Source organism: Neorhizobium sp. 05N33, from assembly GCF_056397445.1.
Map to the genome: position 1 here is coordinate 328,358 of NZ_JBFTNK010000001.1, position 19,908 is coordinate 348,265.

At 59.8% G+C, this 19,908-nt stretch carries 17 protein-coding genes and 1 pseudogene; 11 read left to right on the plus strand and 7 right to left on the minus strand.

Annotated features, from left to right (window positions below):
* Window positions 1–63: 63 nt before the first annotated feature.
* Genes AC1DLT_RS01580 through AC1DLT_RS01595 form a run of 4 tightly spaced genes read right to left on the minus strand, consistent with a single transcriptional unit; the run spans window position 64 to window position 4,615 of the window.
* Complete coding sequence (locus AC1DLT_RS01580) at window positions 64–2,718, minus strand: ABC transporter permease (RefSeq protein WP_477485656.1); 2,655 nt, start codon at window positions 2,716–2,718, stop codon at window positions 64–66.
* Window positions 2,700–3,383, minus strand: coding sequence for an ABC transporter ATP-binding protein (locus AC1DLT_RS01585; RefSeq protein ID WP_477485657.1), 684 nt, complete (start codon window positions 3,381–3,383; stop codon window positions 2,700–2,702). The genes AC1DLT_RS01580 and AC1DLT_RS01585 overlap by 19 nt, the downstream gene beginning before the upstream one ends.
* On the minus strand, window positions 3,376–4,038 hold the full coding sequence (locus tag AC1DLT_RS01590; protein ID WP_477485658.1) for an ABC transporter ATP-binding protein: 663 nt from the start codon (window positions 4,036–4,038) through the stop codon (window positions 3,376–3,378). The genes AC1DLT_RS01585 and AC1DLT_RS01590 overlap by 8 nt, the downstream gene beginning before the upstream one ends.
* A 4-nt stretch (window positions 4,039–4,042) precedes the next feature.
* Window positions 4,043–4,615, minus strand: a complete 573-nt coding sequence (locus AC1DLT_RS01595) for a hypothetical protein (RefSeq protein ID WP_477485659.1) — start codon at window positions 4,613–4,615, stop codon at window positions 4,043–4,045.
* A gap of 134 nt (window positions 4,616–4,749) precedes the next feature.
* Between AC1DLT_RS01595 and AC1DLT_RS01600 the strand changes: the two genes are divergently transcribed.
* From AC1DLT_RS01600 to AC1DLT_RS01620, 5 genes are all read left to right on the plus strand, one after another.
* Window positions 4,750–5,406, plus strand: coding sequence for a response regulator transcription factor (locus AC1DLT_RS01600; RefSeq protein WP_477485660.1), 657 nt, complete (start codon window positions 4,750–4,752; stop codon window positions 5,404–5,406).
* Complete coding sequence (locus AC1DLT_RS01605) at window positions 5,403–6,740, plus strand: ATP-binding protein (RefSeq protein ID WP_477485661.1); 1,338 nt, start codon at window positions 5,403–5,405, stop codon at window positions 6,738–6,740. The genes AC1DLT_RS01600 and AC1DLT_RS01605 overlap by 4 nt, the downstream gene beginning before the upstream one ends.
* A 173-nt stretch (window positions 6,741–6,913) precedes the next feature.
* A complete protein-coding gene (locus AC1DLT_RS01610; RefSeq protein WP_477485662.1) occupies window positions 6,914–7,927 on the plus strand; it encodes an ABC transporter substrate-binding protein in 1,014 nt (337 codons plus the stop codon).
* 91 nt (window positions 7,928–8,018) lie between these two features.
* Window positions 8,019–8,837: an ABC transporter ATP-binding protein gene (locus AC1DLT_RS01615; protein ID WP_477485663.1), complete on the plus strand. Its 819-nt coding sequence runs from the start codon at window positions 8,019–8,021 to the stop codon at window positions 8,835–8,837.
* Between the two features lie 10 nt (window positions 8,838–8,847).
* Window positions 8,848–9,729, plus strand: a complete 882-nt coding sequence (locus AC1DLT_RS01620; RefSeq protein WP_064250170.1) for an ABC transporter permease — start codon at window positions 8,848–8,850, stop codon at window positions 9,727–9,729.
* A 62-nt stretch (window positions 9,730–9,791) separates the two neighbouring features.
* Here the strand turns inward: AC1DLT_RS01620 and AC1DLT_RS01625 are convergent, their stop codons facing one another.
* Window positions 9,792–11,213 carry a sensor histidine kinase gene (locus AC1DLT_RS01625; protein WP_477485664.1) on the minus strand — a complete coding sequence of 474 codons (1,422 nt, stop codon included), beginning with the start codon at window positions 11,211–11,213 and terminating at the stop codon, window positions 9,792–9,794.
* A complete protein-coding gene (locus AC1DLT_RS01630) occupies window positions 11,203–11,871 on the minus strand; it encodes a response regulator (RefSeq protein WP_477485665.1) in 669 nt (222 codons plus the stop codon). The genes AC1DLT_RS01625 and AC1DLT_RS01630 overlap by 11 nt, the downstream gene beginning before the upstream one ends.
* Window positions 11,872–12,225: 354 nt before the next feature.
* On the opposite strand from AC1DLT_RS01630, the gene AC1DLT_RS01635 reads away from it, so the two are divergent.
* The 5 genes and pseudogenes from AC1DLT_RS01635 (at window position 12,226) to AC1DLT_RS01655 (ending at window position 18,199) form a co-directional block, all read left to right on the plus strand.
* Window positions 12,226–14,412, plus strand: a complete 2,187-nt coding sequence (locus AC1DLT_RS01635) for a PAS domain-containing sensor histidine kinase (RefSeq protein ID WP_477485666.1) — start codon at window positions 12,226–12,228, stop codon at window positions 14,410–14,412.
* Entirely contained in the window at window positions 14,409–14,819 is a 411-nt protein-coding gene (locus tag AC1DLT_RS01640; protein WP_477485667.1) for a response regulator, read from the plus strand. Before AC1DLT_RS01635 ends, AC1DLT_RS01640 begins: the two co-directional genes overlap by 4 nt.
* Before the next feature lie 264 nt (window positions 14,820–15,083).
* Window positions 15,084–15,303, plus strand: a pseudogene (locus tag AC1DLT_RS01645) (hypothetical protein).
* Entirely contained in the window at window positions 15,300–15,497 is a 198-nt protein-coding gene (locus tag AC1DLT_RS01650; RefSeq protein ID WP_477485668.1) for a hypothetical protein, read from the plus strand. The pseudogene AC1DLT_RS01645 and the gene AC1DLT_RS01650 overlap by 4 nt, the downstream one beginning before the upstream one ends.
* A gap of 818 nt (window positions 15,498–16,315) precedes the next feature.
* Complete coding sequence (locus AC1DLT_RS01655) at window positions 16,316–18,199, plus strand: methyl-accepting chemotaxis protein (RefSeq protein ID WP_477485669.1); 1,884 nt, start codon at window positions 16,316–16,318, stop codon at window positions 18,197–18,199.
* 199 nt (window positions 18,200–18,398) lie between these two features.
* On the opposite strand, the gene AC1DLT_RS01660 is transcribed toward AC1DLT_RS01655, so the two are convergent.
* Window positions 18,399–18,635 (minus strand): DUF6894 family protein, encoded by a 237-nt coding sequence (locus AC1DLT_RS01660; RefSeq protein ID WP_477485670.1) that lies wholly within the window; start codon window positions 18,633–18,635, stop codon window positions 18,399–18,401.
* Window positions 18,636–19,530: 895 nt separating this feature from the next.
* Between AC1DLT_RS01660 and AC1DLT_RS01665 the strand changes: the two genes are divergently transcribed.
* Window positions 19,531–19,854 (plus strand): YciI family protein, encoded by a 324-nt coding sequence (locus AC1DLT_RS01665; RefSeq protein WP_477485671.1) that lies wholly within the window; start codon window positions 19,531–19,533, stop codon window positions 19,852–19,854.
* Window positions 19,855–19,908 lie beyond the last annotated feature (54 nt).

A 19,908-nucleotide genomic window follows, 5' to 3' on the forward strand; every position in this document is an offset into this window, starting at 1 on the left:
TTTCTGCCGCCGATATCTATCGTTTCTCGCAATGGCGGCATGGGTTGCGAGGAAAGCAGGTCCTCATTCGCCTCTGAGCTTCTCCGCGACGTGTGTCCGGCTGCGCATTGTCTCACCCGTAGCGGCCACCAGAGCAGCGCCTGCGGCGGTGACGATGAGAGCAACGAGGTAGAGCCACGGCACGGAAAGCACCTCGGGTGGCGGGTCGAACACGCCGGTCAGCAGCTTGACGAGCACATAAGCAATCAGCGTGCCTGCCCCCAGACCCAGGACCATGCCGCTGCCCGTAACGAGTGCCGCTTCGCTCCAGACGAAGGCGCCGAGTTGTCGTGGGCCGGCCCCGAGAGCGACGAGAACCGCGAAGGAGCGCTCGCGGTCGGCAAGGCCGAGGCCAAGCACCAGTCCGCCCGAGGCGGCCAGCATGACAAGCGCGAAGATCAGCTCAAGCCGCGTTAGACCGGCGAGATCAACGGCGGTGAGGCTCGACCCGATCAGGGCGACGGCATCGCCGATCTGGCTGACCTTGTGTCCAGGCAGGCCTGCGGTCGCATTTCGGGCGGCCAAAGCGACGCGGGCCGGATCGCCGTTCGATCGGATGAGAACGATCTCGCTTGCCGCGGAACCGGTCTGCTGCGCAATGTACGTGGCGTTGGCGACCAGAAATGAATCCTTGGGTGCAGTCGGGAATTCGCGCACCACGCCGACAATGTGAAACGGCACGACGTGATATTGATGATCGGCCGCGTTTTGCAGGCGGAGATTGATGCTGTCGCCGCGGCTGAGTTGATAGTCGTTCACGGTTTCCTGCGAGACCAGCACGCCATCGGGCGTCTGCGCGAGGTCGGTAAGTGTCGCCTTGGCGTCGCCATTGGCGAAATAAGCGTCGGACATCGCCGTGACTGCCCCGATGCGCGTCGGATCGATGCCGTAGAGATCCTGAAGGTCGGTTCCAACGTACGCGTATCGGTGTTGCATCGGTTGGGCAGCCGCCACGCCCGGCAGCCTGGAAAGACGCTCGAGCGCCTGGGAGGCGGGCGCGACGGATGTGCCGGTGACGGTCACGTCGGCCCCGTTGGTGAGTTCAGCGTCGATCCGTGCCTGAGCCTCATAGGTCGCGTTGAAAATCGCGGTCGATGCGGCGAAGGCAAAAGCAAGCGCAGCCAGGCCGATGCCAGCAGTCAGTCGCGGACCTTGGCGTCCAAATGTTGCGGCCACCACATCCGCGAGACGTCCGGCGACGGGCCGCAAGCCCCTGGCAATGACCGACCGGCCGTGCCGCAACCCGGCGCCAACGAGCCGCATGGCCAATAGGGCGATGCCGGTCCATAGCAATACCGGGGCAAGGAAAGCGGTGTAGTCGACCGCGGTCGCCGCCACGCCCTCCGGCGCGAGAACGACCTGGTATCCGCTCGCTGCCGAACGCCAGTAGAGCGCCGCCGCGAGCGCCAGCAGCACCAGATCAAGATAGAAGCGAACCCACAGTGGTGGCCGGTCATTGCCGATTGGCCGCCGGGCGGCCGCAATGGTCGAGCCACGGGCGTCGCGCCAGGCTGGGATCAGGATTACTGCGAGCGAAAGCGCGATCCCGACCACCGCTACAGCGCTGAGCAAAGGAAGCGCTGCGCTTCGCAAGAGCGCCACCCCGAGGATGAAATTCGCGGCAAGAGCAGCAAGGAGAAGACCGAGGATCGCACCGCCCACACCCGCGACGAGCGCTTCAGCCGCAGCCAGGCGAAGGACGGCATCGACCGTTGCTCCCCGCAAGCGCAACAAAGCCTGGTCGCGGCGGCGTCTGTCCCGTCCAGCCCCTGCTACTGCAAGCGTCAGCAGGATGGCGAGGATGGCCCCGGGGGCACCGAGGAACAGGAAAACCAGCCGAGCGTAGAGGGCATCCTCACGGACTGCCTCCAAACGGGCCGCCAGGTTGTTTGCGAGCAGCGCGGTTCCAGCCACGCGAGCCTCGAAATTGTGGCCGCGCTCGGTCGCCCAGGTGCTCGCAGCGACCGGGCCGGAGGGCAGATCACGATGATCGAGCTTGACGTGGAACTCGGTCCGAATGGTATCGGACCGGCTGGCGCCTTGCTGCTCGAACACCTGCTGCCACTGAGACATCGGCAACAGCAGAACGTTGTCGGGCGGGGCTTGCGGTGCGGCGCCAGCCGGGACACCGATCGCCTGAAACATCGCGTCGGCGTTCGGCAAATCGACGATACCGGCAATCGTCACGTTGGTATCCGGCGCTTGGTGGCGGCGGATGATGACCTGATCCCCCGCCGCGACATGCAGGTTGGCCGCGGTCTGCTGCGCTATCAGGACGCCGTCGACCGATCCTACGAGCCGTCGAACCTGTGCCGGGAATTGGTCGAAATAGCCCGGTCCGATGCCAAGTACCGTGCCCCCACCTGAGGTCTGCACGGTGCCTCCCGTGTTCGCCTCAAAGCCTGGTACGTCGGCATAGTTGATCAACTCCAAGCCGGTAACCCGCGCGGCAGAGTGGATCGCAGCCTCGACTGCATTATGATCCGCCCCCGGCAGCGACCGGACCTGCCAGTCGACGGGCACTTGGGCGACCGACCGTGCCGTCATCTCCGTCGCGCTCAATTGCAAAAAGGCGCCCAAGCACGCGATGAAGGCGACCGTCAGCGCTACACCGCCGATGGTGCCGACGAGGCGGCCGGAACGGGTTCGCACAAGTCCGATCAACCAGTGCCTGTACATGCGGGCCTCTCGTCCATTCTTTCAAATTTGCCATGACGCATCCGCCAGATGCGGTTCATCTTTGCCGCCACACGCTCATCATGCGTGGCGATAATGATGGCGCTTCCGGTCTGCTGCCCCCAAGCGAGGAGCCGGTCGACCAGTATCGCAGCGCCAGCCTGATCGAGTTGGCCTGTTGGCTCGTCAGCGACAATCAATTCCGGATTGGTCACAATGGCACGGGCTACGGCGATCCGCTCAGCCTGGCCGCCGGAGAGCTGCTCTGGCAACTTTCCCGCGAGTGCTTCGACGCTGAACGTCGCAAGCGCTGCCAGGGCGCGCGCCTCGGCTTCGGAGCCGCTACCGAGAAGGATCGGTAGCTCGACGTTCTCGACGGCGGTGAGTGCGGGCATCAAGTTCGCAGATTGGAAGACGACGCCGATCCGCTCGGGGCGCAACGTGTCGCACGAACCAAGCCCAGGCCATTCCACGCGTCCCGAGCTTGGGACGTCCAGTCCCGCGATCAGGTTCAAGAGCGTCGTCTTTCCGCAGCCCGAAGGTCCCACGATGGCGATGGTTTCGCCTGCGTGAATCCTGAAGGAGCAGCCTTGAACGGCCGCCACGACGCCGCGTTCGCGCTGGAAGCTGCGCCACAGATCCGTGGCTACTACCAGGGTCTTAGCCATGCACGATGCCTCCATCCCGGATGTCGATAATGCGATCAGACCGCGCGGCGAGTGCGGGGCTGTGTGTGACGACGAGGACGGCAGCGCCGCTGCGACAAATTTCGATGAGGCGATCAATGACGAGCTGTTCCGTTGTCGCGTCGACTTCGGCAGTGGGTTCATCGCAGAGTAGGATCTGTGGTTTTGCTGCAAGCGCGACGGCTAGGCCAGCGCGCGCCGCCTCACCGCCTGAAAGGTGAGCTGGTAAGACACCCGCGAGGCCGTCGAGGCCCAGGCTGCTGACAAGATCACCAATTTCTCCCGGTCGGCCGTGGCCGGAAATCTCCATCTGGAGACGGATGTTGGCCCGCACGGTCAGATGCTCGAACAGATTGCCGGACTGCATGAGAATGCCGAAATGGCGAGCCCTAAGCCGAGCCCGTTCCGGCTCGGGGCGTCGGGTCATGCGCTCGCCCATGACCGACACCACGCCGCCGTCCGGCTCATCGATCCCGGCAAGACAGGCAAGCAGCGTCGATTTCCCGCTACCGGAGGGCCCCCGCAAGGCGGTAAACTCCCCCGCATCGAGTGTGAAGGCAACCCCACGCAAAGCCACAACTTCGTCATCGCCGGCATGAAAGAAGCGGTAAAGCTCGGTCGCTACCAGTGCAGGCATGCACTCACCTCCACTGCAAAGAATTGGAGATCAGCTGCCACTGGTCGGCGTTATCCGCACCCGCCGGTGCGGCAAGATCGAGGGTGACCGTCTTGCCATCCTTGAACAAAATGAAGCGCTCGTGTTCGAGCCTGATCTGCTTGTTCGTGACCGGGTTTGGCGCGGAATTCGACAGATAGCTGATGCGAACGGCCGGCCCGGCCGCGAGCTTTACATCCTTGACCGTGGTGACTTTGACGGCGTGTGCGGCTGCCTTGAGGTCCGGGATCACGAGGGCCTTGGCTGAAGAAACCGTTGGAGCAGCACTCGCGGTATCAAGGGTGGCATCTATCTGATCGTATTTATCGAAGAACCGAACGCCGTGATCGATCGGGGTCCGTGACCATCCCTCGGGCACCTTCAAGCCAAATCCGTCAGGAGAGGTGTAGGTAATGAAGACCTGATTATCCGGAATGTCACCGGGCGGGTTCGTCTCGGGCGCCACGAGTTTCTCCTGCGCCACAGCGGGAGCAAACGCGCCGAATGACAGCATGAGCAGCGCGGTTAGTGCGGCGGATATTCGATAGCGGACAGTCATGATTAACGCTCCTCTGCGGTCTCGAGAAGACATGTGACGCCAACAGAATTAGGAGGGTCTTAGATGATCAGCCATAGTGCAGTCGACCTGCACCAAAATCTGTGCAGGTGGATGCGTTTAGGCTACCTTGAAGCATGCGAATTCTTGTGATCGAAGATGATGTCATGCTTGGTCGGGCCCTCGTGCAAGCTCTCGACGATGCCGGTATGTCGGTAGACTGGGTGCGTGACGGACAACTCGGGGAAGAAGCCGTCGCGGTTGGCGGGCATGGCCTTGTGTTGCTCGACATCGGCTTGCCCGGCCGTTCTGGCCTGGAAATCCTGCGTTCGCTGAGAACGGCCGGCGACAAGAGGCCAATCCTGGTGATCACCGCCCGTGACGAACTCGACGATCGCGTCGCGGGACTCGACCTCGGGGCCGACGACTATCTGGTGAAGCCATTCGAGGTCAAGGAACTGCTCGCACGCATGCGCGCGGTCCTGCGCCGGCATGGCGGTCAGGCGGTTTCGATCCTCTACACGAGCGAGATTGAGCTCGATCTATCGAGTCATGAGGTGAAATATCGCGGGTGCAGCGAAGTGTTGCCAGCGCGCGAATTTGCCCTGATTCAGGCCCTGTTGGAGCGCCCCGGAACCATCCTCTCGCGCAGCCAGCTTGAGGAAAGGCTCTATGGTTGGGGGGAAGAGGTGGAAAGCAACACGATCGACGTGCTCATCCATTACGTGCGACGCAAGTTCGACAAGGATATCATACGCAACGTCCGAGGAGCTGGCTGGATGGTTCCCAAGTGAAAGGCACGATTTCGATCCGACGCACGGCTTTCACATGGCTCGCCGGCTTAATGGCGACTATCGGCGTCTGCGCGGCGACGACATCGTACGTCCTGGTGAGGAACGAGGCATCCGACTTCCTCGACAATCAGCTGCGGCAGATCGCGCTCTATGTCGGGGATGCCCGTTCATCGCCAGAAACAGGCCCAGATAACGGTGCACCACACGATCCCGAGGACGACTTCGTCATCCAAGTCTGGGATGCGTCCGGCCAGCCGCTGCAACAGTCGGATCGCTCCATAGCTATTCCCCGGCAGCAGGCGAACGGTTTGGCCGATATTTCAGCCGCCGATAGCAACTGGCGAGTCTACACGCTCGTGACGCCGGATCGAACTGTTCAGGTTTCCCAGGAGATGAGCGTACGGCAGGAGCTGGCCGCCAATGCAGCGCTTCAGGCGGCGCTCCCGATCGCAATTCTTATTCCATTGTCGTTGCTGACGCTGAGCTGGATCATTGATCGCATCATGGCCCGGCTCGATCGCCTCGCCGTCGCGATCGCCTCTCGAGACGCCGCAGCGGACGACCCCGTACCGATCGACGACGTGCCCGCTGAAGTCATTCCCTTCGTAAGTTCGATCAATCTGTTGCTCGCCCGGCTCCGCGCATTGCTGGAGAGACAGCGGCAGTTCGTTTCCGATGCGGCCCATGAATTGCGCACACCGCTCTCGGCACTGCAGATTCAAATCGACAACCTTAGACACGACGACCGCGATGGCCTATTTGCCCAACGGTTGTCCGAGCTGGAGGCCGGGATCGGCAGGTCCACAAGCCTTGTAGATAAGCTCTTGCGCCTGGCGCGCTACGATGCCCGCGAACCCGCGCCCGTGCCGGGGCCGATCGACCTCGTCCAGCTTGCTGTCGATACCATCGGGCGCCTGACACCGCTTGCTAGCAGTCGGTCGATCGATCTTGGCATCACCCGCCGGGATGAGGCCGTCACGATCGGCGCCCTTGCCGATTTCGAAATCGTACTCGACAATTTGGTCGAGAACGCCGTGCGCTACACGCCGTCGGGTGGAACCGTCGATGTCTCGGTCGAGGTCGCCGGACAAGAGGCACGGATCGAGATCCGCGATACAGGACCCGGCATCGCGGACGAAGAGATGCCGCGCGTCTTCGAGCGGTTCTTCCGCGTCAGCCCTCAGGATAGCGAGGGGAGTGGCTTAGGGCTTGCGGTCGCGAAGGCGGCAGCTGAAAGACAAGGGGCGCGGGTCGCACTCGCCAAGCGCCAGGACAGGCCCGGCCTTATCGCGTGCCTCGTAGTACGGCTGGTCTCAATGAAGGCGTCGCGTTAGTACCCGCCCAACAAGTATGATGCGGAAGAGCCTCAGTCGGAACCTTTTTCCTCATTCTTGATCGGCTTGAAAGCTGGTTGAAAGCTTGGGCCAGCTATCTTCACGTTGTCGCAGAGGAGCGCGTGGCCGTCGTGGCAACGTAAGTGCGATACGAAAACTCAGGAGGAGACCTCATGCGTTCTACACGCACATTATCCAATTCGGCTGCATTGTCCGTCGTCATGCTCGCGTCGATGCTTGCAGCAAATTCCGCGCATGCAGCCGGCAAGATCACGCTGATGGTCGGCGGCTACGAAAAGCAGATTTATCTGCCCGCAAAACTGGCTGAAGGGCTAGGTTACTTTAAGGATGAAGGCCTGGATGTCGAGCTTTTGAACGAACCGGCCGGCGTCGACGCCGAAAACCAGCTTCTGGCCGGCGCCGTCCAGGGCGTTGTCGGCTTCTATGACCATTGCGTCGACCTGCAGGGGAAGGGGAAGTTCGTCGAATCGGTCGTCCAGTTCAGTCAGGCTCCGGGAGAAGTCGAACTCGTCTCGGCCAAGCATCCGGAAATCAAGTCCATCGCTGACTTCAAGGGTCACAGCGCTGGGGTCACCGGCCTTGGTTCCTCGACCAATTTTCTGACCCAATACATGGCCAACAAGGCTGGCCTGAAGGCCGGCGACGTCATCTCCGTTCCGGTCGGCGCAGGCGCGACCTTTATCGCCGCCATGCAGCAAGATGCGATCCAGGTAGGCATGACGACAGAACCGACGATCTCCCGTCTTCTGAAGACCAAGGAAGCAACCGTCCTCGTCGATATGCGCACGATGGAAGGCGCACGCCAGGCGCTCGGCGGCACTTATCCCGCAGCCTCGCTCTACATGGAAACCTCATGGGTCGATGCCCACAAGGACGATACCCAGAAGCTTGCCAATGCCTTCGTGAAGACGCTGCGCTTCATCAATACGCATTCCGGCGCCGAGATCGCCGACAAGATGCCGAAGGAATATTATGTCGGCGACAAGGAAGGATACGTCAAAGCGCTTGACGAAGGTAAGGCAATGTTTACCGCCGACGGCGTGATGCCGGAAGATGGTCCGAAGACCGTTCTCTCTGTTCTTTCGTCCTTCTCGAAGAATATGCAGGGCAAGCAGATCGATCTTTCGAAGACCTACACCACGGAATTCGTCAAGAAGGTTATGTAAGCCGCTTTCATATCCGCCTCCGGCACGTTCGCCGGGGGCGGGCATGCCTCGGCTTCGCATGCGAGCCTTACCAGCGCGTCAGGAAAAACCAATGTCAGACATCAACATTCGGAAGCCGGCTATCGAGCTTCTCAATGTCAGCAGGCGCTTTGTCTCTCCGACAGGCAAGTCGCTGACAGCATTGCGCGATTTCACCATGTCCGTGGAAGAAGGCGAATTCGTCGCTGTCGTAGGCCCGACCGGCTGCGGCAAATCCACCACGCTTAACCTGGTAACGGGTCTTGCGCGGCCGAGCGCCGGCGAGGTCAGGCTAATGGGCGGACCCGTCGACGGTATTGATCCGCGCGTCGGCTTCGTTTTCCAAACGGACGCGCTCTTTCCCTGGAGGAATGTCATCGACAATGTTATGGCCGGCCCCCTGTTTCGCGGCAAGAGTAAGAAGGAAGCAGAAGATAGCGCCAAACGCTGGCTTCAGCGCGTCGGCCTTTCAAAGTTTCTGCATCACTATCCGCATCAGCTTTCGGGCGGTATGCGCAAGCGCGTATCGCTGGCGCAGACCTTCATCAACGAGCCGGAAATCCTGCTGATGGATGAACCCTTCTCGGCGCTCGACGTGCAGACCCGCACCGTGATGCACGAGGAATTGCTGAGACTGTGGGCGGAACGGAAAGCTTCGGTCGTTTTCGTGACCCATGATCTGGAGGAAGCCGTCGCGCTGGCCGACAAGGTCTATGTGCTCACAGCCGGCCCAGCCACGGTCAAGTCCGTCTACACGATCGATCTTCCACGACCGCGGATAGTGTCGGAAATTCGCTACGAGCAGCGCTTCATCGACTATTGCAAGACGATCTGGGAGGATCTCCGACAGGAGGTCGAGGCCAGCTATCGCCGTTCCAGCGAAGCTGCGTAAGGAGACAAGCATGGCAAACATCATCGCAGACAACGTACCGGCCGTCGTCTTTCGCCCGGGCACATCGGATTCCGAAATCGAGGCCGCAGCGCTCCGCGCGATCAAGAGACGTAAGCAGCAGGTTCTGTCGCTGCAGATCGGGATCTTCGTCGCGGTTGTGGCACTCTGGCAGCTGTCATCCAACCTGCTTTGGATCGACCCGTTTTTCTACTCCAGCCCGAGCGACATTATCTTCCGTCTCTACGATTGGGCGGTCAACGGAACCAGTGAAGGTTCACTTTGGTACAACCTCTGGGTGACGATGGAAGAGGCTCTGATTGGCTTTTTCTGCGGCTCCATTACCGGCGTCATCGTTGGTGTAAGCCTCGGTCGCAACCGTTTTCTGTCGGATGTTCTGTCGGTCTATATCAAGGCGATCAATTCCATTCCGCGTGTGGTTCTGGCACCGATCTTCATCATGATCCTCGGCCTTGGCCTGCCATCCAAAGTGGCGCTTGCCTTCATCATGGTATTCTTCGTCGTGTTCGCCAATGCGTTCCAGGGGGTTCGTGAAGCCGACCGCAACATGATCGCCAATGCGAGGATCCTCGGTGCTTCTGATTGGCAGGTCACGCGGGCCGTGATCGTTCCTTCGGCCATGAGTTGGATTTTTGCGAGCCTTCACGTCTCCTTCGGTTTTGCCATCATCGGCGCTATCGTCGGAGAGTTTGTCGGCGCCCGCTTCGGTATCGGCCAGCTGATTTCAATCGCCAAGGGTACCTTCGACGCTGCAGGTATGTATGCCGCGATCGTCCTTGTGATGATCGTAACGCTGATCGCGGAATTCATCATGACGCATATCGAAAATCGCTTGGCGAAGTGGCGCCCGCAGCAGAGCCTCGATATTCAATGATCCTCCCAGGGAATCAGCATAGAACACCGACGCCGGGTATTTTTGTTTCAGGATCTGTTCGATCAGGGGCCGACAGCCGGAATTCTCACCGTCAACAGCAACCCTCCGGTCGTCGCGTCCCTGAGCGAGACGTTTCCGCCGGCGCCGGTCACCACTTCCCGCACGATCGCCAATCCGAGCCCGCTTCCTTCAGCCTGTGTTCCGACAATCCTATAGAACCGCTCGAACACATGGTCCCTTTCGCCCTCGGGAATGCCGGGGCCGCTGTCCTCGATCTGCAGCACGGCCTCGTCGCCCTCACGCGTGGTCCTCACGGTCACGGTTCCGCCAGGCGGGGTATAGCGCAGTGCGTTATCCACGAGGTTGACGACCATCTCGCGCAGCATCGTGCCATCGCCCTCCACGAAGATCGGCTGCTCGTCGGCCTCGAGGCCGAGGTCCAGACCACGTCCCAATGCTTCCTCCGCATGATATTCCAGGACTTGGCGGACGGTTGCTGCAAAATCGATCCTGTCGCTACGAGGCCGACGGCTTCCGGGCTCGGCACGCGAGAGGGTCAGCAACTGGCTTGCCAGTCGTGTCATCTGGCGCGTGCTGGTTCGCAGGGACTGCAGGGCCTCGTCGCGCCGCGCCGGGTCTGCCTCGCGCGCCGCCACGCTTGCCTGCATCGCAATGAGCGCGAGGGGTGTACGCAATTGGTGTGCTGCGTTTGCGACAAACCGCCTCTGTGCCGCAATCTGGTTTTGCACGCGCTCCATATGGTCGTTGAGCGTCGCGACAAGGGGGCGCAGTTCCGTCTGCACGATGTCGAGCGGCAGCGGATCAAGCCGCTCGCGCCCCCGGTCGCGAACGGCGTCGCGCAGGCGCAAGACCGGCGCCAAGCCGCGTTGCAGCCCGACGATCGTGACAGTTCCGGCAAGCAGCGCGAGGACCAGCTGTTTGCTGAAATCCGATAACCAGAGCCCGTCCCTCATTGCCGTCCACCCGTTGCGGGTCGCCGCGACGGTTACCGCTATGTCGCCTTGGTGTTTTAATCCGACCAGAGGATGGTAAAGCGTCAGCAGGCGCACCGGGCTATCGTGAAAGACCGCTTCTTCGCCGATCCCCGGCCCCGTCGATTCCGGCAGGTCCGGAAATCCGGCGACGAGATTGCCCCAGGCCGTGATCACCCGGTAGAAAACGCGGTCCCGATAGCCGGTATCGAACATTTCCAGCGCCGCCGGCGGTATATCAATCTGCGCTGCTCCGCTTTCGTCGACGGTGACATCCTCGGCAATCACGCGCGCCGAGGCCATCAATGTCCGGTCGAAGATAAGGTTGGCCGTCGCGTTGGCTGTGAGGAAACTGAGGTAGAGATTGATGCAGATCGCACCGATGAGGGTCAGAAAAATCCATGCCAACAGCTGGATGCGCAGACTTGCACCGAGCAGCCGGATGGTTTGCCAGGCGCCTTTTCCGAGACTTTTGGCGTTTTCACCCAGCATGGCGCAACATGTAGCCAAGGCCGCGGAGCGTTGCAATCTGGGCGGAGCTGCCCTCGAGCTTCTTGCGCACCCGATGGACGTAGATTTCGATCGCGCTTGCGTCGGCTGCGTCGTCGAAGCCGAAGACGCTTTCCGACAATGTTGCCTTTGCGACCGTCGTACCGACCTTCAGGACAAGGTGTTCGAGTACCGCATGTTCCCGCGGCGTTAGAACCAGCGTCTCGCCCGCCAGGGTGAACTGGCGCGTGCCGCCGTCGAAAAGTAAGTCTCCGATGGCTATTTGGGGCGATGCCCGATCATGGCCGCGCCGGACAAGCGCGCGGATCCGGGCTTCCAGCTCCGCTATCTCGAAAGGTTTGGCAAGATAATCGTCCGCACCACCATCCAGTCCGGCGACCCTGCCATCGAGGCTGGCATTGGCGGTGAGGATGATAACGGGGACCTTGTTGCCGGCTTGTCGGAGCCCCTTGAGCAGTGTCATGCCGTCAATTTTCGGAAGTGACAGATCGAGAATGACGACGGCATATTCCGCTACCTTCAGGAGATGGCCAGCGTCTTCGCCGTCATGTGCGATATCGACCGCATAATTCGCCTGCTTGAGCGCCTTGCCAAGCCACGCCGCTAACTCATGATTGTCTTCGACAACGAGGATTCTCATAGGTGAATACTACTACAAATCATCCGGGAATGTCGCGACGTTAGAGGTATCCTACGCCTAGCATGTAAGGCGACGCTAAGAAAAGATGGCATGGTCGATGATCAGCCTGCCGGCGCCGATCGAGGCGCCGAGCAGCTTCGATTTCACCAAAAGGCCAACGCGATGATCAGGACCAACGCCCCTCCCTAGCGATCGCCCTTTGGCTACAGGCATTTGCCCATCGCTTCCAGAATGGTGCGGCTCTCATGGAACGAACCGCCGTTTCGGTCGTTTCATTGAGTTATCTGATCTGCGCCTTGCGCGAAAGATCGGGGGTGCGGGGTCGCCCGAAGAGTAGCAGGTGCAGGAACGCGGATGTCGAATGTCGAAGAATTTCCCATCACCGCTAGAAAGCTGAGCGAATATGACGCGTTGGTGGCGGCAGCGCCCAGCGTTCTTGATGCCATACCGGGGGCAGTTTATCTTTGTGACCATGAAGGCTGGCTCATCCGCTACAACGCGGAGGCGGCAGAGCTTTGGGGGCGGGCACCGTCGCTCGAGGAAACTCCAGAGCGTTTCTGCGGTTCACACCGCCTTTTCCTCCCCGATGGGACGCCACTCCCACACGAAGTCTGCCCGATGGCAACGGCCGTTTTCACCGGCGCGCCAGCTCGCAACGCTGAGGTAATTATCGAGAGGCCCGATGGTTCGCGCTTCCTCGCCCTCGTCAACATCCGCGCCCTGAAAGACCACGAGGGAAAGGTTCAGGGAGCAATAAACTGCTTCCAGGACATTTCCGCGCACAGGGCAGCAGAAGAGGAAGTCCGTCGGAAAGGCGCTGATCTGGATGACTTTTTCGAAAACAGCGCCATCGGCCTCCACATCGTCAGTGGCGACGGTATCATTCAGCGTGCGAACAAGGCGGAACTAGCCCTTCTGGGATACGGGTCCGAAGAATATATCGGCCGCCACATAGCGGAGTTTCACGCCGATGCGCCCGTTATTGGAGACATCCTCCATAGGCTATCCTGCGGCGACAAGCTCGATCGGTACCCTGCGCGGCTGCGCGCCAAGGACGGCTCCATCAAACATGTGCTGATTACGTCCAACAGCCGTTTCCAAGATGGGAAGTTCGTTAACACGCGTTGCTTCACGACCGATGTGACAGAGCTTTTCGAATCCGAGACCGCGCGTCGCGAAAGCGAGGAGCGACTGGCGGCCACCTATGAGGCGGCCACAATCGGCATTGCAGAGGCAGATGCGCAAGGGCGCCTGCTCCGCGTCAACGACGCGCTCTGCGGGATGCTGGGACGCTCCCGTGAAGAGCTGCTCACCATGACCTTCTTCGATTATACTCAGGAGGAGGATCGGGAGGAAGATGCGGCTCACTACACGCGTCAGCTACAGGGAGATCTGGACACCTATTTCATTCGGAAACGGGCGATCCGCCCCGATGGCACTATGGTTTACCTTGACGTCCATAGTTCGTCGGTGAGGGACGAGGCCGGCGGCTTTCGTTATGGCGTGCGCGTCCTGCAGGATGTGACCGCGGCCAAGCAGATGGAAGACCAGATACGCGCCAGCGAACAGCACATGCGTGATCTGCTGGAGGCGCTGCCGGCGGCCGTTTACACGAGTGACGCGGCAGGACATATCACCTTCTACAACAAGGCAGCCGTGGAGATGTCCGGCCGCACGCCTTCACCCGGCGACGTGTGGTGCGTCACCTGGCGCCTCTACAATGTGGACGGCAGCTTTTTGCCGCACGACCAGTGCCCTATGGCAGTGGCGCTGAGAGAAGATCGTCCAGTTCGAGGCGCGGAGGCGGTCGCCGAGCGGCCCGATGGTAGCCGCGTTCCCTTTATTCCCTACCCCACGCCCCTTCATGACGCCGATGGCAATCTGATCGGCGCGATAAACATGCTGGTCGATATCAGTGAGCGCAAGAAGGCCGAGAACGAGCAGAAGATCCTCATCGATGAGCTCAATCATCGGGTAAAGAACACACTCGCCACCGTTCAATCGCTGGCGGGGCAGACGGCACGACATGCTGACGGTCTGCAGGACTTCGTAGATAGATTCGAGGCAAGGCTGCTTGCCCTGTCCCGCGGTCACGATCTGCTGACCAGGCACTACTGGAAGGATGCGCCTCTGGATTTGCTTGCTCAGGAAGTATTGGGACCAATGGCCAGTGATGCCGCGGGCCGGATCAAGATGAACGGCCCTCCGGTCGTTCTCAATCCACGCACCGCCCTGAGCCTGACGATGACACTCAATGAACTTGCCACCAATGCCATCAAATATGGAGCGTTGTCATCGGAAGTGGGTACTTTATCAGTTAACTGGCACCTACTGGGAGAGGCGGAGAACCAACCGAGGCTGGTCCTTGATTGGCTGGAAGTCGGCGGGCCGCCGGTGAGCCCCCCGACGCGTCGCGGCATCGGCAGCCGCCTGATGGAACGTTGTATCGAGCGCGATTTAGCAGGTGAGTTTGACCTCGCCTTTGAGCCGGCTGGTGTCGCCTGCCGAATATCGGTCCCTGTCGAGGCGGTGAAGGCATGAGCAACTATTCCGGACTGAAGGTACTCGTTGTAGAGGACGAGGGTTTCGTGGCCCTTATGATCGAGGACATGCTTGAAGATCTTGGCTGCGAGATCGTGGCGTCCGCAGCACGACTAGCGGAAGCACGTGCACTGGCTGCCACAGCGACGATCGATCTGGCGATTTTGGACGTCAACCTGGCTGGTCATCCCAGCTTCCCCGTTGCAGAAATACTGCGCGAGCGCGGCATACCGTTCTTATTCAGCACCGGCTATGGGCAGAGCGGCTTATCTCACGACTTCGCTGACCAGCCGCTGATCGGAAAACCTTTTTCGATAAAAGAGCTACACGAAACGATCGCTCTGGTCCTGGGGTCGGCTAGCACTTGGCTAGAGAAACCTGGCGGCGCTCGTGAATTGAGGTCTTGAGGGATCCATCAGACATGGAAGTGAACGGATCTCCAGCAAATCTATTGACGTCCGCTGCGAATCCTCAACCGACCATCCATGCTGAAAGAAGAATACGCTCACGTGCGAAGAACGGCAGCCGTCTTGCTTACCCTTTAACGTGAGCCGGCATCCGGGCCCGATGGGCTCTCCACCACCGGCCGAGCCTCATGTAGGTAGGTGCTTTGCAACTCACGATCTGCCATTGCAACTTGACTTTCGCCCGGAGGGTGACAATGCTGCTTCATGACTCCCGACCGCTTCAACCAATGCCTGCGTCACATCCGCTGGACGCCAATCAACCTGGCGTCGGCGTTGCAATGCGGCCTGTCGTGGATCGAAGCCCTGGAAGTTGGCAACGAAGAGGTTCCCTCTGGTCTCGCTGCCTGGCTCGAAACGCTCGCCCAGGCGCATGAAGCTCTTCCACCACCAACCCACCTACCGGCGTCAGAGGGCAACCCTATGACGGCGAAAGGGGGACCTCGCTTCGACATCCGAAAGGACGGCCGGGCGACGTGGGAGATATTCGACACCACGACCGGAAGAACCGTGTTCATCGGCGGAAAACCGTATTTCGACCTCCCGCAAGACAGCGCCGATACCTTGGCCGACTTCATGAATTCGGTCGGTATGGTGCCCGATGGGGACACGCTGCATTGACCTCGACGAGCGACTTCATTTCAGAGCTTATCAGAGCCGCCAACCGGACAAGCTCAACGAGCTTCAGATCGTAGCGGCTGCCATTCCCTTTGGGAACGCTGCTGGTGCTCGGGTTCAACGTGCCTTGCTGGATGCAGCAGGCATGATCCGTGACCTGCATATCGTGCTGGATACAGGGACGGAAATTCAGATCGGCCGAGACCCGATATATTGAGAGATCTCGTCCGGCACCGCAAACCCAACTTATTCTGATTTGAGGAACAGGGCTCCCAACTATCTCGCTTACCGCCATTATGACCAGATGTGGGGGAACGGTTCCCGATCTGGCCGGTTAGGTCAGCATAAGGAGGCCGGGAAAGCTCACGTCGCTGAGGACCATTGGGCGGCCGAGAACTTTTCCGGGAGAACGGACGCAGCGCGACCGCGCTCTACTCCCGACATGGAGCCCTGCCAGTCAGTCCTGCTGGTGGGGCTTTTCTATGCTTGCTTCACCCTGGAAGCCCATTGCGATAACCCGCCGGAACAAAAAAAGCCCCGCAGCCGGTTAAGGCTCCGGGACTCTAGGTCCGCCATGAATTGCGCGGATGGAAGTAGCGAGACAGTCTTGAAATCGACTGGCTTGCGTCTCAAGAGGCCATTATCGCTCAGGTATTTCCCGGAGCCGGCAGCGCCTGCCTTTGATTGCGCAGGGTCCGGCGGGCGGAATTCCGAAGGGTTGGGAAACCAAGCATTACATATAAGCAAAGCATTAAATTGTTTTTGTTAGAAAACTCCTTGTCAGTCCGCCACGGGGTCGGGCTTCCAACGGGGGTCCTTGAATGCGTCGTCCAAGCATAAAGTCGAGCCTGCTCCTGATTTTCAGCGGAATAGCGCTCCTTTTCGCCATAGTCGCATATCTTGCGATCGATGGCCTTAGCAAGACAAACGGCTCCACCGAAGAAATCGCCACGAATTGGTTGCCGAGCGTACAGGCATCCCGGACGATCAATCTTAACATGGCGAATTTGCGCCTCGCTTACCGCGATCACATCATCACCCAGGTGGAAGCGGAAAAGAAAACGCGCGAAGAGGCTATTGCAGTCGCCGAGGATACGGTTCGCAAATCGATAGATGCCTATCTTCCGTTGGCATCCTCGGAGCGTGAGCGCCAGCTGATCGCCGGAATAAAAGAGAATGTCGAGAGCTACATCGCCAGCAAACCGCAGCTTCTCGCGCTTTCCCGCGCGAACAAGACCGAAGAGGCCGGACAATATCTCGGCGGGAAGATGCGTACCTATTCAGACAAGCTGAAAGAATTGACGACGGCTCTGGTGGAATTGAATGTTAGCGGCAGCAAAGGGGCCGCAGACGCGAGCCGAACGACCTACGCGTCTGTCAAATTCTATCTGTTTGCCGCAATTGGTTTTGCAGGCTTGCTCGTTGTCGGCGCTATTACATTCGTGCTGACAGGCATTGCCAATCCCATTACCCAGATTACAATCTCCATGAGGCGACTGGCCGAGGGCGAGACCGGTTCCACGATCCCGTTCGCCGGCCGTGCCGATGAAATCGGTTCAATGGCGGGAGCGGTAGAGATTTTCCGCCAGGCCGCCATCGCAAACAAGCGAATGGAGATGGAAGCGGAAGAAAGCCGGAAGCAGGCGGAGGCCGATCGCATCGCAGCCCAGCAACAGGCGGAATCGGATGCCCGTGAGCGGTTGCTGGTTGCCACATCGGGTCTCGCGGCCGGTTTGAGGCGGCTCGCTGCAGGCGATCTTGCCTTTCAGCTCGACGAGGCGTTCGCTCCCGACTTCGAGGCTCTGCGCCACGACTTCAACCAATCCGTCACCCAACTTGCCGGAGCGTTGACGTCGATTTCCAGCAGCATCACCACGATTGACGATGGCACCCAGGAAATCTCGTCGGGAGCCAGTGATCTTTCAAAGCGTACCGAACAGCAGGCGGCCTCGCTTGAAGAGACGGCTGCCGCACTTGAAGAGATCACCGCAAACGTATCGAATTCCAGCAAGCGGACTGAAGAGACCCGCGCGGTCGCCACGGAGGCAAACCGAAGCGCCGCGATGTCTGCGGAGGTCGTTTCTCATGCCGAAGAGGCGATGGGACGCATCGAGACTTCGTCGCAACAGATTTCTAACATCATCGGTGTGATCGATGAAATCGCATTCCAGACCAACCTTCTTGCCCTGAACGCAGGCGTGGAAGCGGCCAGGGCTGGTGAGGCCGGCAAGGGCTTCGCAGTCGTTGCCCAGGAGGTGCGAGAACTTGCACAGCGTTCGGCCAGCGCGGCTAAGGAGATCAAGGGCCTCATCCAGAACTCCTCCAAGGAGGTGGAGAGTGGAGTCAAGCTTGTGCGGGATACAGGCCAGGCTCTCAAGACCATCGTCAGCTTCATCACCCAGATCAACCAGCATATGGATGCGATCGCAACCTCTTCCAAAGAACAGTCGGTCGGCCTGAGCGAAGTCAACGTTGCAGTCAATCAAATGGACCAGACCACGCAGCAGAATGCGGCCATGGTGGAGCAATCGACCGCTGCCTCCGCCTCACTCGCTCAGGAAGCCCAGAAGCTGCGCGAGCTTGTCAGGCAGTTCAAGCTCGCCGATGCCGTTCCGAACCGGTCCGGAGCTCTTCGCTCGACACAGGGAGCAATGGCTCAACCTGCCGCCGGTGCAACCCTTCACCGCGCTTTGGCGCGACGGTAATATCCCTAGCTTGGCCGGCGTCTAATTTGGCCGTGGTGCCGCCTTGAAAGGATGAACGGGAGACCCGCGATTCAATCCACGCGCGACGTGGAATGTGGGCGGCTGCTCCCGTTCCGCATTCACTACGCTTGTGTGTGCTGCTTGCGGATCCGTACTAGATTGAAATCGGATGCTGGATTCCATCTGGAAATGCCCAACGTCATTTAAACTTAATAACAGAACTAAAAGGCACCGTTCCAATGACCTCACCACTTTCAGTGGTGATCTCGAAGGTTTGGCCGTCGACGATTTCGCCCCTGGCAACCTGGTCTGCGACAATCTCACGAGCGCCCCTGACCGCCTCTTCATAAGCCATCTCGTAGGAAGGGAACTCGGCGCCCTCGGGATCCTCCTCAAGGACATCGTGCTGGCGAACATGGAAATAGTATCTCGTCATGCGTTCTCCCCGCACCTGAGAAACCCGAACTCCGTCGCAAACAAGCTGTTCCCATCGCAGAAGCACGCTTAGCCGCCCAGAAGACGGGTCAAGTCAATCAAAGACCAAGATGCCGAGGCGACGGCGATCACTATCAGGGTTAGCACAGCTGCGTTTTTTTGCTTCATAATTGAGCAGCTAGGGCGGGTAAGATCAAAGGCGATGGGTCCGAAGTCCAAGCTGTCATTCAGCTAAGTGGAGCACAGGCAACCCGGCGCGCAGGCGAGTCAGCAGGTGCTGTTCAGTCATTCGTCCAATCCCAGCTTGGTATTTGGAGTAAGTCGATCGGATGCCAGCTTGTCCATTATCCAAGACAGGACCATCGTCGAGCAAATCTGGATTGTTGGTGATCGCAGCGATCGTCCGCTCGATCAGCAGTCGTCTTCCTTCGTCATCCGGAACGAGACCGGAGGCGCAGTCCAAGAGAGGTTGGAGCTCTGGACCTAACGCAGGCAAAGGTCGTCGGGAAGACAGCGCGGCGGCACCTCGTAGCATGCGGCACGCGGGAGCATTTGGTAACCCTCGGCCGTCCCCGGTTGGTGGCGATGAACGTAACATAGTAGTTTGCGCCAGGAATCTATCTAGCCATGGGATCGACCCGATAAGGCCCATACTCGAGCGGCCGGCGTCTTCTCGCCCACAACATCCATGCCGAGCTCTTGATCGCAATGACAACGATTCATCGGCTTGGCGCCTGGGCGGTCTTGCTGTCCGCTCCCCGGTTAGGCTGCGGATACTGATTGCAAAAGACAATCAGTTGGTATACATACTGATTGCATTTTGCAATTGGATGCGTGATTGCAGAGCCCGACGGACATCGCTCAAGCATCCGTCAAACCTTCGAAAGGAGCACTCGATGCCTAAGTTTATCACAATCGGCTACGGCGATCGCGATGACTACGATCGCACACCGCAGCATATCAGGGACGCTGCCCATGCGCAGGACGCGAAATTGCGCTTGGAGGGTGCACTGATAGGGGTCGCGGGGACACCGGTACAGGTGCGCAATCCAGAGGCGGTGCACATCGAGACCCTCGATGGGCCGTTCATGGCGTCAACCTTGCCAGTCGCCGGCTTCGCCGTAATCGAAGCGGCTGATCTGGCTGAAGCTATCGAAAAGGTCTCAGGCGTCCCTTGCGCTGTGGCGCATGGCGTCGTCGAGGTTTGGCCGCTCGATTAGAAGGAATCTTTTAAACGGGGACATAAAAATCCCGCCTCGTTAGTAGTCCGGCGG